This is a genomic window from Clostridioides sp. ES-S-0001-03, from assembly GCF_020676075.1.
Taxonomy (GTDB): Bacteria; Bacillota; Clostridia; order Peptostreptococcales; family Peptostreptococcaceae; genus Clostridioides.
In genome coordinates this window covers 254,712-268,540 of the sequence record NZ_JACVWJ010000002.1, presented here as the reverse complement: position 1 = coordinate 268,540, position 13,829 = coordinate 254,712, and the positions used below count along the sequence as shown (strand labels likewise).

Annotated in this window: 11 protein-coding genes; 2 read left to right on the top strand and 9 right to left on the bottom strand. The window is 29.9% G+C overall.

Annotation, left to right across the window (positions count from 1 at the left end):
* Positions 1–6 precede the first annotated feature (6 nt).
* The 9 genes from IC174_RS04435 to IC174_RS04395 all read right to left on the bottom strand — a co-directional run bounded on the left by IC174_RS04435 (position 7) and on the right by IC174_RS04395 (position 12,143).
* Positions 7–990 carry a DHH family phosphoesterase gene (locus IC174_RS04435; protein ID WP_227482249.1) on the bottom strand — a complete coding sequence of 328 codons (984 nt, stop codon included), beginning with the start codon at positions 988–990 and terminating at the stop codon, positions 7–9.
* The gene (gene rbfA, locus IC174_RS04430) at positions 971–1,351 is read right to left on the bottom strand and encodes a 30S ribosome-binding factor RbfA (RefSeq protein ID WP_227434221.1); all 381 of its coding nucleotides are present in this window, start codon (positions 1,349–1,351) and stop codon (positions 971–973) included. Before rbfA ends, IC174_RS04435 begins: the two co-directional genes overlap by 20 nt.
* Before the next feature lie 42 nt (positions 1,352–1,393).
* The gene (gene infB / locus IC174_RS04425) at positions 1,394–3,334 is read right to left on the bottom strand and encodes a translation initiation factor IF-2 (protein WP_227434220.1); all 1,941 of its coding nucleotides are present in this window, start codon (positions 3,332–3,334) and stop codon (positions 1,394–1,396) included.
* 21 nt (positions 3,335–3,355) lie between these two features.
* The gene (locus IC174_RS04420) at positions 3,356–3,667 is read right to left on the bottom strand and encodes a L7Ae/L30e/S12e/Gadd45 family ribosomal protein (RefSeq protein ID WP_227434219.1); all 312 of its coding nucleotides are present in this window, start codon (positions 3,665–3,667) and stop codon (positions 3,356–3,358) included.
* Positions 3,657–3,938, bottom strand: coding sequence for an RNase P modulator RnpM (gene rnpM, locus IC174_RS04415; RefSeq protein ID WP_227434218.1), 282 nt, complete (start codon positions 3,936–3,938; stop codon positions 3,657–3,659). The genes IC174_RS04420 and rnpM overlap by 11 nt, the downstream gene beginning before the upstream one ends.
* 6 nt (positions 3,939–3,944) lie before the next feature.
* Complete coding sequence (gene nusA, locus IC174_RS04410) at positions 3,945–5,099, bottom strand: transcription termination factor NusA (protein ID WP_227434217.1); 1,155 nt, start codon at positions 5,097–5,099, stop codon at positions 3,945–3,947.
* A gap of 29 nt (positions 5,100–5,128) precedes the next feature.
* Positions 5,129–5,590 carry a ribosome maturation factor RimP gene (gene rimP / locus IC174_RS04405; protein WP_227434216.1) on the bottom strand — a complete coding sequence of 154 codons (462 nt, stop codon included), beginning with the start codon at positions 5,588–5,590 and terminating at the stop codon, positions 5,129–5,131.
* A gap of 212 nt (positions 5,591–5,802) precedes the next feature.
* A complete protein-coding gene (locus IC174_RS04400) occupies positions 5,803–10,101 on the bottom strand; it encodes a PolC-type DNA polymerase III (protein WP_227482248.1) in 4,299 nt (1,432 codons plus the stop codon).
* Positions 10,102–10,313: 212 nt separating this feature from the next.
* Positions 10,314–12,143, bottom strand: a complete 1,830-nt coding sequence (locus IC174_RS04395; protein ID WP_227482247.1) for an SH3 domain-containing protein — start codon at positions 12,141–12,143, stop codon at positions 10,314–10,316.
* A 314-nt stretch (positions 12,144–12,457) separates the two neighbouring features.
* Between IC174_RS04395 and IC174_RS04390 the strand changes: the two genes are divergently transcribed.
* Together IC174_RS04390 and IC174_RS04385 are read left to right on the top strand one after the other, a co-directional pair.
* Positions 12,458–13,195, top strand: coding sequence for an NAD-dependent protein deacylase (locus IC174_RS04390; protein WP_227482246.1), 738 nt, complete (start codon positions 12,458–12,460; stop codon positions 13,193–13,195).
* Between the two features lie 118 nt (positions 13,196–13,313).
* Positions 13,314–13,634 carry a MazG-like family protein gene (locus IC174_RS04385; RefSeq protein ID WP_009905401.1) on the top strand — a complete coding sequence of 107 codons (321 nt, stop codon included), beginning with the start codon at positions 13,314–13,316 and terminating at the stop codon, positions 13,632–13,634.
* The last annotated feature ends 195 nt before the right edge of the window (positions 13,635–13,829 follow it).

The window sequence follows — 13,829 nt, the reverse complement described above, 5'->3', positions numbered from 1 at the left end:
GTCACCTTAAATTGATTTTAACACTGCCTCTAATACCATTTTTTTAGCATTATCAATACTATCTTTGATAGTGCATCCAGCAGCTCTTATGTGACCACCGCCACCAAATACCTTAGCTATTTCACTTACATCAACATAATTTTTTGACCTAAAACTCACTTTAATTTCATCTTGTTTTTTTTCTTTAAATAAAATTCCAACTTCAATATCCTTTATATCTCTAGTATATGTTGTTATACCATCAACATCATTGAAACTCATGTTATTCCTATTCATCATATCCTGAGTTAAAATTATACTAGATACCTTTGAATCAAATATCTCCAAAGATTTCAAAGCTTCACCTAATAATTTGTAATAATCAGAAGAATTACTTTGATATATATTTTGTATTATAGTATTTTTTTCTGCACCCAAAATAAGTAAATCCTTTGCCATTTCAAAACTACTTGCATGCACATTTGAATAGGAAAAATTTCCGGTATCAGTTACAAGACCTGTGTATAAACATGTTGCTATGTCTTTATTTATAATCTTAATGTCTTTTATTTCTTGAAATCTAACCAATAAATTATACACTAGTTCACAAGTAGAAGATGCATCAATATCTACATAGTTTAAGTCTCCATATGAATCATTACTCGCATGATGGTCAATACAGATTACTTTTGATGCATTATTTTTGATTTCATCACTTACACATATTCTCATCTTATCTCCACAGTCAAGTGCAATTAGAGAATACTTATTTATATCAAATTCATGAGACTTATAAATTTCTATACCTTCAACTAAAAACTTTAAATTTAATGGAGCTTCATCATCAAGTACATAATATACATTTTTCCCTAAATTTTTTAGTGTATAATACATTGAAAGTGTGGAACCAATATTATCTCCATCTGGACTAATATGAGAGGTAACTATAAAATAGTCACCTTCATATATATAATTTATAATACTATCAATATTATTCATCATAATTTTCATCCTCATTTTTTTGAGTATTTTTTTCATTTACTCTCTTTATAAGGCTATCCATATACATTCCTTTTTCTATTGAATCATCAAGTTTAAATATTATCTCAGGAATATATCTAAGCTTTATATTTTTTCCTACTTCTCTTCTTATATACCCTCCAGCACTCTTAAGTCCTGCTAATGTGGATTCTTCATCTCCACCTAGAATACTTACATATACATAAGCATATCTTAGGTCATTTGTAACTTCTACATCAGTTACACTTACCAAAGATGTTATTCTAGGGTCTTTTACTCCATTTATAAGCATAGTGCTTACTACTTTTCTTATTTCTTCTGCAATTCTTCTTGTTCTATTATATGATGCCATACCATCGACCTTCTTTACTAACTGATTTTCTTTGATACGAATTTATAATTTTCTTTCTACTTCTTTAGTTATATAAGCTTCTACTATGTCGCCTTCTTTTATGTCATTATAATTTACAAAACTCATACCACATTCGTATCCAGAATTAACTTCTTTTACATCATCTTTAAATCTCTTAAGTGCTGCCAGTTCACCTTCATGTATTATTATACTATCTCTAACTAATCTTATTTTACAGTTTCTAAATATTTTACCATTAGTTACATAACATCCAGCTACTGTTCCAATACCAGATATTTTATATATTTCTCTTATTTCAGCTTTTCCTGTTTCTTCATCAACATATTCAGGGTCTAACATACCAGTCATAGCAGCTTGTATATCTTCTATAGCTTTGTATATTATAGTATATGTTCTTATATCAACATTTTCCTTTTCTCCTAGAGATTCTGCACCTGGAACTGGTCTTACATTGAATCCTATTATTATTGCATTAGAGGCTGCTGCAAGTAATATATCTGATTCTGTTACAGCTCCAACACCTCCATGTATTACTTTAACCTGTACTTCTTCATTTGATAATTTTTCTAAAGATTGTTTAACTGCTTGTACTGAACCTTGTACATCTGCTTTTATAACTATGTTAAGGTCTTTTATAGCACCTTCACTCATTTGACTAAATAAAGCATCTAGTGATAATCTTTGAGTTGATTTTAACATCTCATCTCTAAATAATTGTTGTCTTCTTGCTGCTACACTTCTAGCAATTTTATCTGTTGGAACCTCAACAAATTGGTCTCCACCTTGTGGAACTTCTGATAGCCCTAATATTTCCACTGCTGTAGATGGACCTGCTGTTTTTACTCTTTTTCCTTTTGCATTTATCATTGCTCTAACTTTACCACATGCAACACCTGCAACAATTGGATCACCTACTGTTAGAGTACCACCCTGAACAAGTACTGTTGCAACTGGACCTCTTCCCTTATCAAGCTCAGCTTCTATAACAGTTCCTACTGCTCTTTTATTTGGATTGGCTCTTAATTCTTCTATTTCAGCAACCAACAATACCATTTCTAAAAGTGTATCTATTCCTTCTTTTTTCTTAGCTGATACTGGAACTGCTATTACTTCTCCACCCCAGTCTTCAACTAATAATCCCTGGTCTGCTAATTCTTGTTTAACTTTATCTGGGTTTGCACCTGGTTTATCTATTTTATTTATAGCAACTATTAAAGGTACTCCTGCTGCTTTAACATGGTTTATTGCTTCTACTGTTTGAGGCATTATACCATCATCTGCTGCAACAACTAATATTGCTATATCTGTAACTTGTGCTCCTCTTGCTCTCATTGATGTGAAAGCCTCATGCCCTGGTGTATCTAAAAAGACTATTTTTTGTCCATTAATTTTAACTTCTGAAGCACCTATATGCTGAGTTATTCCTCCAGCTTCACCTGAAATTACATCAGTTTTTCTTATTGCATCTAGTAAAGATGTTTTACCATGGTCAACATGTCCCATAACTGTAACAACTGGTGGTCTAGGTTTTAAATCCTCTTCATTATCTTCTTCAATTTCCATTAAAGCTTCTATTTCTAAAGCTTCTGTATCATCACTTTCTGCTACTGTTAATTCAAATCCATAGTCTTTGGCAGCTAAAGCAGCAATCTCAAAATTTATCTCTTGATTTATTGTTGCCATAGTTCCCATTTTCATAAGCTTCATAATTATTTCTGATGGAGATTTATCTAATTTAGTTGCCAATACTTGTACTGTCAACTGTCCATCTATTTCTATAATATTTCCATTTTCTTGAGATGAATCTTCACTTAACACTTCAAGTGCTAATTCTAACGCTTCACCTTCTAATACTGAATCTTTGTCAGTTACATTAATATCTAATTCAGCTAACTTATTTATAAGCTCTTCATTTGATATATTTAATTTTTCTGCTATTTGGTATACTCTTGTTTTTGACACAAGATCACCCCCTATTTTATTTTAAATTTCTATTAGTTCAATTATCTTTTTAGCAAAATTTTCATCTTTTATTCCTACGACTGCTCTTGGAGATTTTCCTATTGCAAATCCTATTTCATCTTTTGTTGAAAAAAATAGATATGGAATATTTCTAAAAGTTGATTTATCTTTAAAAAGTTTTTTTGTGTTATTTGATGCATCTTCTGCAATTAAAATTAATTTTACTTTTCCTTTTTTTAAGTCAAGCAAAGTTGAATCATCACCAGACACTATTTTCCCTGCACGAGTTGCGAGTCCTAAGAACGAGTGTATCTTTTCTTTATTATTTTTCATATTCTTCTAACTCCATAAGTAGATTATCATAGACTTCATCAGGAACATCAATTTTAAAAGCTTTATTTAATGCTTTGCTTTTTATAGCTTTTTTTAGACATTCAGAGCTTTTGCACACATATGCTCCTCTTCCATTAGCTCTTCCTGTTGGGTCTAAAAATATTTTTCCTTCTTTATTTTTAACTATTCTTATAAGCTCTTTTTTAGAGTCTCTATCTTGACACGCTATGCATTTTCTTTGAGGCACTTTTTTTACTTTTTTCAAAGCCATCCCTCCTTACTCTTCTTCTTTGAAATTATCATCTGAGATATCTAACTCATCTTGATTGATAAATTCAGCTTTAATACCCTCATCTTCTATTTCTTTGGAATTTTCAAGATTTATCATTTCTTGTTCTGCTTGAGATTCGCTCTTAATATCTATCTTCCAGTTTGTCAATTTTGCTGCAAGTCTTGCATTTTGGCCTTCTTTACCTATAGCAAGTGATAGCTGATAATCTGGAACAATAACTAAGGCAGATTTTTCATCTTCATTTATATCTACTTTAACAACTTTTGATGGGCTAAGTGCTGCTGATATAAACTCTGCTGGATTTTCACTATATTTTATTATATCTATTTTTTCATCACCAAGTTCATCCACTATATTTTTTACTCTAAGTCCTTTTGGACCTACACAAGCTCCAATTGGGTCTATTTTTTCATCTATAGATCTTACTGCCATTTTAGTTCTTGACCCAGCTTCTCTTGCTACTGATTTTATTTGAACTATACCCTCATATATTTCAGGAACTTCTTCTTCAAATAATCTCTTTACTAGACCTGGATGACTTCTTGATACAACTATTTGAGGTCCTTTGTTAGTCTTTTTAACTTCAAGTATATAGAATTTTATTTTTTGACCTGCTTTATAATTTTCAAATGGGATTTGTTCACTTTGAGTCATTATCCCTTCTATTCTTCCAAGATTTACATAAACAATATTTTTATTTGCTCTAGCAACCTCTCCTGTAACTATTTCATTTTCTTTTTCTATAAATTCATTATACACTATTTCTCTCTCAGCTTCTCTTATTCTTTGAACAACTACTTGTTTTGCTGTCTGAGCTGCAATTCTCCCAAAGTTTTTAGGTGTAACTTCATGCTCTATAATATCACCCAGTTCATAATTAGGGTTTATTTCTCTAGCATCTGCTAACTCTATTTCTAAGAAAGTATCATACAAGTCTGATTCATCGACAACTACTCTTTGAGAAAACACCTTTATATCGCCTTTGTCTCTATCAAACTCAACTCTAACATTTTGTGCTGAACCAAAGTTTTTTTTGTATGCAGTTAAAAGAGCTTGCTCTATAGTATCTATAAGTATTTCTTTATCTATACCTCTATCAACTACTAATTCATTTAGTGCTTCCATAAATTCATGATTCATTTTTTATTTCCTCCCTATTTAATATACCACTAAAACTTTATTGCTAATCTAACAATAGCAACATCTTTTCTATTAAATTCCATTTCTTCACCATTTATAATGATTTTTATATTATTATCTTCTGTTAATCCTACAAGTTCACCTTCAAATTGTTTACATCCATTTAATGGTTTATATAATTTTAAATCTACATCTCTACCTTGGTATCTAGCAAAATCTCTGTCTTTTTTTAGTGCTTTATCAAGCCCTGGAGAAGATACTTCTAAGAAATAATTCTCTTTTATAGGGTCTTTTTCGTCTAATATTGGGCTTAGTTCTCTACTAACTAATTCACATTCGTTTAAAGATATTCCTTCTTCTTTATCTATGTATACTCTTAAGTAGTATTCTCCCGCTTCTTTTACATATTCAACATCAACCATTTCAAATCCATGTTCATCCGTTATTTTAGTTACAATTTCTTCAATTGCTACTTCTAAATCTTTTTTCATTAAATTACCTCCTATTCAATTGTAAATGACTATTTTAAATTTATTAAATAATTTTTAAATTAAATGTATTTAATAAATTTAAAATAGTTCTTAATAATATATTTAAAATAAAAGAGTGAGAACAGCTGTCTCACTCTTAGTTTCTGCAAAGTATACTATTTTCTATACTATGATATCATAAAATTCTTTTATTTGCAACTTTTTGAACTAACCTAAAACAGTGACAATTGGTTTTCATCACTCATATTTTCAAGTGAGCCATGATTAGTAAGTGTTTCTATTACTGTTTTTGATACTTTTGCTCTCTTTCTTAAATCTTCTTTTGATATAAACTCACCATTTTTTCTTTCATTTTGAATATTTAAAGCTGCATTTCCTCCAAGACCTTGTATTGCTGCCATTGGTGGAAGTAATGTTTTTTCTCCAACAACTATAAAGTCACTTGCATCCGATTTATATATATCAACTGGTAACAGCCTTATCCCCCTTGCATACATTTCAAGTGCAACTTCTAATACGGTCAACATACCTTTTTCCTTTGTAGTTGCATCATTTCCCAATGCTTCAATCTCATTTATTTTTGATTTTATAGTATCTAAACCTTTAACAATTAAATCTGCATCAAAATCTTCCACCTTTGTAGTAAAGTAAGTTGCATAAAAGGCTTCTGGGTAATGTACTTTACAATATGCAATTCTAAATGAGGTCATAACATAAGCAACAGCATGTGCTTTGGGGAACATATATTTAATCTTTTTACACGAACCTATATACCATTCTGGAACATTATTTTTCTTCATTTCTTCAATATGTTCTGGTTTTAAACCTTTCCCTTTTCTTACACTCTCCATTATTGTAAAACTCATCTTAGGAGGTAAGCCTTTAAATATTAAGTAGTTCATTATGTCATCTCGTGTAGATATAACATCTTTTAATCCCACTATATCTTCTCTAACTAAATCTTGTGCGTTATTTACCCAAACATCCGTACCATGAGAAAGACCAGATATACGTACGAGCTCTGCAAATGTAGTAGGTTTTGTATCAAGGAGCATTTGTCGTACAAACTTAGTTCCAAATTCAGGTACAGCAAGACATCCTATAGGACAATTTATCTCTTCTGGTGTAACTCCTAACGCTTCTGTAGATGTAAATAAAGACATAGTCTCTTCATCATCTAGAGGAATTTCAGTTATATTTATTCCAGTAATATCTTCAAGCATTCTTATGATAGTAGGACCGTCGTGTCCAAGTATATCAAGTTTAAGTATCCTACCACTTATTGAATGATAATCAAAGTGAGTAGTTATAACGCCACAAGAAGTATCATTTGCTGGATATTGTATAGGTGTAAAATCATATACATCTTTATAGTCTGGTATAACCATAACTCCACCAGGATGCTGTCCTGAGGTTCTTTTTACGCCAGTACACCCATTTGAAAGTCTAAGTACCTCCGCATTTGGTACACTTATATTATTTTCTTCTACATATTTTCTTGCATATCCAAAAGCTGTTTTTTCTGCTACTGTACCTATAGTTCCTGCTCTATATACATATCCCTCTCCAAATAATTCTTCGGTGTATTTGTGGATTGTTGGCTGATAATTTCCTGAGAAATTTAGGTCTATATCTGGTTCTTTATCTCCTTCAAAACCTAAGAAAACCTCAAACGGAATGTCATGACCATTTTTAGCAAGTTTTCTTCCACATTTTGGACAATCCTTATCTGGCAAGTCAACACCTGACCCCCATTCACCTATTTCATAAAAAAAGGAATATTTACAATCTTCATTTTCACAAATATAGTGAGCTGGTAGAGGATTAACTTCTGTTATATCACTCATAGTAGCTGCAAATGATGAACCAACAGAACCTCTTGAACCAACCAAATACCCATCTGAAAGAGATTTTGCAACTAGTTTTTGAGCTATAATATACATAACTGCATATCCATTACTTATTATTGAATTTAATTCTCTATCCAATCTTTTTTGAACTATTTCTGGTATTGGCTCTCCATAAATCCGTTTAGCTTTTTCATAGCACATTTCCCTTAATTCTACATCTGAACCTTCTATAATTGGTGGATATGTATCATCTGGTATAGGTTTTATATTTTCAACCATATCAGCAATCAAATTACTATTTTCAACCACAACTTCATATGCTAATTCTTCTCCAAGATAACTAAACTCCTCCAACATTTCATCTGTTGTCCTAAAATGTAAATAAGTCTCTTCTTCATCTACCTTAAATCCTTGAGAATACTTTAGAACTTTTCTTAAAACAGCCTCATGTTTATCTAAAAAATGCACATCTCCAGTAGCTACTGGAATTTTATTAAACCTCTTAGCTGTATCAATTAATTTTCTATTTAATTCTCTCAGCTCTTCTTCATCCTTTACTTCTCCTTTATCAATCATAAACCTATTGTTATCTATAGGCATTACTTCTATATAATCATATAAATCTATTATTTTTTTCATTTCTTCATCAGATACATTTTTCTTTACAGCTTGAAAAACAACCCCTGCTTCACAAGCGGAACCAATTATGAGACCTTCCTTATACTCATTTAAAATACTTCTAAGGATTCTTGGGGCTCTAAAAAAATGATTTACATGTGCATCTGAAATTATTTTATATAAGTTTTTTATACCTATAGAATTTTTTGCTATCAAAGTTATATGATTTGTACTAAGCTTTGTATAATCGATTTTTCCAAGAATATTATTCACATCACTTAAAGTTTTGGCACCTTTTTCTGTAAGCATCTGTAAAAATTTATTAAATATAAGTGCAGTTGCTTCCGCATCATCAACTGCTCTATGGTGGTTTAAAAGAGGTATGCCAAGCTCTTTAGCAACAACATTTAATCTATGTCTTTTTAACTTGGGAAGCATTACTCTGGCTAACATAAGTGTATCTACTTTTTTGTGATTATACATTATCCCCTGTTCTCTACACTTTTGTGATATAAATCCAGTATCAAACTCCGCATTATGTGCAACTAGTACACTATCTCCAACAAACTCCATAAATCTTGGAAGAACTTCTTCAATAGTTGGCTTATCTTTAATCAATTCATTAGTTATTCCTGTTAATTCTTGTATCTTATACGAAATATCTTTTTCAGGATTTATTAATTCACTAAATCTATCTACAATTTTAAAATTTTCTATTTTTACAGCACCAATTTCAGTTATTTTATCATTTGTATTAGAAAATCCAGTAGTCTCTATATCAAATACAACAAACGTCTGAGAAAGTTCTTTATCATTTGCATCTTCTATAATAAGAGAATCATCTTCAACTAAATACCCTTCTACTCCATAAAGTATTTTTATGTTGTTTGCCTTACCAGCATTCATAGCATCTGGGAATCCCTGTACAACACCATGGTCTGTTATAGCAACCGCTGGATGTCCCCATTTTGCTGCACGTTCTACAAGTTTTTTAACAGAACAAATAGCATCCATAGAAGACATCTGAGTATGTGCATGAAGCTCCACCCTTTTTTCTTCTGAAGTATCTTTTCTCTCTGGTCTAGCTTCTTGTCTAATTCCACTAATCATCATACTAATTTCTCTTTGATATGTATCATAAACTATGTCACCTTTAAGTTTTAAATAAGCTCCTTTTTTAACATTTTCAAGTACTCCATCTTTATTGGTATCTGTTAAAAATAGCTTACAACTTATTGAACTAGTATAATCTGTAATTGATGCTATCATAAGTATTTTTCCATTTTTAAGTTCTTTAGTCTCAACATCAAATATATCTCCAACAACTGCAACTGTTCCAGAAGAGGCATTTAAGCTAGATATATTTTCAATCATAGCATTTGCATTATCTCCATAGACTAAATTTTCGTCAACTTCTGATTTAATAACATAGCCTTCTTCTTCATTTTCTTCACACTTATTAATTTGTCCAATTTCCAATGCTCTAATTTTTTCTTCCATTTCTCTATCATTTATTCTTATAAGTCTTTCTACATTTACCTTTTCATCAACAGCTTTTTCAATAGTTATATCTAAATCCAATCCCAATTCTTCACTAAGAACAGTTTTAAGTACATGAACTACATTTTTTTTTATTAATCTCTCATAAAATATACCCTTTGGGAGTTTTATTTTTAATTCTTCATCTAAACAAAGAAATTCAACTTGCTTATACCATCCTGCAATGGATGGACACAGGTACTTTAATATATACAAGATATTATTCCAATATTTTTTTATAACATCTTTGTTAGATTTTCTTTCAAACCCAGTAAATCTTATTTTCATCTTTATATCTTTAAAATAATCAAGCTTATACATCAATTCTTCTCTAAATTTATCTAAAAGTTCATGTGAAACAATATCTTTAGATGTCAGGTAAAAATAAACAATTTTATTTTCTTTAAAATAAACTACTCTACTTATGTAAACTTCTTTAAGTTGCTTTCCAAGACCGCTGTTATTAATTTCTAATTTATCTAAATATTCCTTAACACTTTCCATTTATATCCTCCTTTCCTAACATTATATATATATTATTACCACTTTTTCTCTATTTCTATCTATTACTCACTTATATTTACTTAGAATTAATATTATAGCATAAAAATTTTGCTAATATTAAGATTTATATCTTGTAAATTATATACAAAAAGACTACAGATAATTTAAACAAAATGAAAAACTACCCATAGTCTATATTTTTTACTTATGTATTACTTATATTGTGGTACCTCAAAGACTAAACTACTTCCACCACCATAAAGGCCAATTAAATTTTCCATAATTCCAGAAATTCCATTAGCCCAATTTACATCAGTTGCATATTGGTGCCATGTATAATCATAATTCCACTTCATCTTGTAAATAGTATTTTGATTGTACTTAGAACTATTTACATAGTTTTGAGATATCCATTTTGCAGAACCATCTATCGTAGCTTCAATACTAGTCCATCCATTAGAATATGCTGCCTCTGCTCCTGAAACATTGGCACTTTTATCTATTGCTCCTATTCCAAAAAAATTATACACTTTAACTGGTTTGCTAAGAGCTTGGCCTTTATAAGAAGTCAATGTCTGACCTTGTGCAAGTGTAGATTTACCATAAGCAGTTTCCCACATAGCATGAGATACTAGATATACTACATCTATATTATACTTCTTAGCAGCGTTTATAAATGCGGCTCCTTGATTCTTAAATACACTAGAAGATAATCCATTAAGGTATGAATTTAAGCTTGACTCTGATATACCACTTCTATAGCTATTAATTTTTAAGAATTGCATCATACCTTTTGTAGTATTTGTAAAGTTTTTAGGATTTAAATAATATTCTATGTCACTTGAACTAGCATTTACAAATGAACTTGTTCTTTGTGCTGAAAATGTACTAAATTCAGGACTTGGGGTACTTTTTCTATTACCTGGAGCTATTACATTCCCTCCTGCTGTTGCTTTCTCAACTTGTTTACTTACATGAGAAGCTAGTGTATAGTTTAAAGATTTGTAATCAATCTTAGCTCCACTTATATTTGCCATACCATTTACTTGTCCTGACGTTGTAGAATCATTATTTCCATTATTATTGGAATTGTTATTTGAGTTATTATTATTTGTATTATCATCTGATGTATCTGTCGAATCAGCTAGATAATTCCCCACAACAAATGCTTCTTTATTGTTAAAATTAATTTTAGCCCATCCACTACTTTCTGACATCACAGTTACTTTGCTTCCCTTATAGACTTTTCCTAATTTACTATATGTAGAGCCTGGACCACTTCTTACATTTAAAGAGGCTGTATTTACAAATTTATTAGTATTTTTTTTATCAGTATCTTGGCTAGAATTATTTGTATCACTCTGACCTGCATCTGATAAATACATACTAGATACATATCCATCTTTTCCATTATACTTTATTTTTGACCATCCATTAGATTCTGATATTACTTCTACCTTACTTCCTTTTTGTAACTTACCTAATACACCATAGCTTGTATTTGGGCCACTTCTTACATTTAGTGAAGTTGTATTTACCTGCTTAGTTTTTGATTTATTAGTTGAACTTGATACATCTCCTAGATAAGAACTCGATACATAACCTAGTCTTCCATCATATTTGATTTTTGACCAGCCATTGCTTTCTGATATTACTTCTACTTTTTGTCCCTTTTTTAATACAGTTATAACTCTATAGCTTGTTCCTGCTCCATTTCTCATATTTAAACTATTTGAGGTAACCTGTTTTTCTTTATTTGTAGATGTTCTTAAAAAGTCACCATTAGATTTTGCTATATATTTTGATGAAGCCCAACCTTCTTGTCCAGATTCAGCTTTTATTTTATACCATCCATTAGAAGAGTCTTTTATTAAAACTTTATCATCTTTTTTAGCAACAAAAGATATACTACTTTCGGCAGTTGGTTCATTTCTTACATTTAAATAATTTATAGTCACTATACCTATTTCTCCATCAGCATGTGCATTTACCATAGTTAATGGCAATACAGCTAATGTTGCTAAAGCTGCTTTTTTCTTCACTTACTTCCCCCGCCCTTCTTTTAACACTAAAACAATTTTAATATAATTATACGACAACTTATGATTTTAGTAAATATTGTCTATTTATATTATGTATACATTTTATTTATACTTTCTTTATTTTCATTTCTGATTTTAATTTATCTATTTATATATTGAAAAATATAAACTCTTTTAGCTCATATAATTTTATTTATGCCCACTCTTTAAATTGATTTGTAAAACATTAAGAAGATACTCAGAATCTAATAAAGTAACATAAACTTTATAATATGTAGTACAATCTATATATAATAATTTTGGAGGTGTAAACTATGGATGCAAATAACCTAAAAGACTTAATATCTAATCATAATAATATAGTATTTTTTGGTGGAGCAGGTGTTTCAACTGAATCTAATATACCAGATTTCAGAAGCTCTACTGGACTTTTTAGTCAAAAACTCAATAAACAATTTACTGCTGAGCAATTAGTTTCACATACTTTTTTTGTTAAATATCCAGAAGAGTTCTTTGAATTCTACAAAGATAAACTGATATATCCTAATGCAAGACCTAATAATGCCCATATAGCTTTGGCAAAGCTAGAAGAAATGGGGAAACTTAAAGCTGTTATAACTCAAAATATTGATGGACTTCATCAAATGGCTGGAAGTAAGAATGTTTTAGAACTTCATGGTTCTGTACATAGAAATTACTGTACTAACTGTGGTAAATTTTTTAATTTAGAAGCTATGCTAAATCTAGGAGGTAATATTCCTCATTGTGATGATTGTGGCTCTATAGTAAAACCTGATGTAGTGCTTTATGAAGAAGCTCTTGATGGTGATGTTATTACTAAGACAATTTCTGCTATAAGTAATGCTGATTTACTGATTATAGGAGGTACATCATTGGCTGTATATCCAGCAGCTAGTTTTATAGATTATTACAAAGGTAAATATATTGCTCTTATTAATAAGGCAAACACAGTTTATGATAAATCTGCATCTCTTGTAATTAATAGACCTATTGGAGAAGTCCTATATGAAGCTGTATTAAGACAAATATAGATTTATTTCAATATTTTTATTATATATATGAGTTTTTATGTTGAATTTAAAGTTTCTTTTTATTATTATTTTTGTTATAGTATTTTAGTATAAATATATAATTTGAAAGGAGCTTTTTATGAAACTAAAAACTATATCTTTACCAGAACTTAATAATTTAGACCCAACACTGGAATCTACATTTATCAAAATGGGTGAAGAGCAAGGCGAACTAGCTGAATGTATAGGCAAATTCAGAAATCTAAGTGGAGAAAATAATGACTTAGATGAAGTTGATATTATAAAGAAAACTGCTAAAGAATTGATGGACGTGGCTCAAACATGTGTAACTATGATGTTTAAACTAGAAGAACAATATGGTATTAATCTTGATGAAATACGCAAAGAACATATAAAAAAACTAGAAAAAAGAGGCTACATAAAAAACATAGATAAGTAAACATTCTATCTCTAAATATTTATTAAAATAAATTTAAAGTCTGAAATGTTTAATTTCTATGTAAATTTGCTATTAAATGGTATCTCAAAATGATTTTTTAAATTGTAATTGAGATACCATTTTTTATTTTATTTGTATATATTATTTGATATTTTCATAAACAATTAAATTTTATCCAGTATAATGAGTTTTTTG

Excerpts from the sequence above, each read along its gene's own strand:
- nusA (WP_227434217.1), bottom strand. The coding sequence starts at position 5,099 with ATGAATCATGAATTTATGGAAGCACTAAATGAATTAGTAGTTGATAGA.
- IC174_RS04435 (WP_227482249.1), bottom strand. The coding sequence starts at position 990 with ATGAAAATTATGATGAATAATATTGATAGTATTATAAATTATATATAT.
- rnpM (WP_227434218.1), bottom strand. The coding sequence starts at position 3,938 with ATGGCTTTGAAAAAAGTAAAAAAAGTGCCTCAAAGAAAATGCATAGCG.
- rimP (WP_227434216.1), bottom strand. The coding sequence starts at position 5,590 with ATGAAAAAAGATTTAGAAGTAGCAATTGAAGAAATTGTAACTAAAATA.
- rbfA (WP_227434221.1), bottom strand. The coding sequence starts at position 1,351 with ATGGCATCATATAATAGAACAAGAAGAATTGCAGAAGAAATAAGAAAA.
- IC174_RS04390 (WP_227482246.1), top strand. The coding sequence starts at position 12,458 with ATGGATGCAAATAACCTAAAAGACTTAATATCTAATCATAATAATATA.
- IC174_RS04420 (WP_227434219.1), bottom strand. The coding sequence starts at position 3,667 with ATGAAAAATAATAAAGAAAAGATACACTCGTTCTTAGGACTCGCAACT.
- IC174_RS04385 (WP_009905401.1), top strand. The coding sequence starts at position 13,314 with ATGAAACTAAAAACTATATCTTTACCAGAACTTAATAATTTAGACCCA.
- IC174_RS04400 (WP_227482248.1), bottom strand. The coding sequence starts at position 10,101 with ATGGAAAGTGTTAAGGAATATTTAGATAAATTAGAAATTAATAACAGC.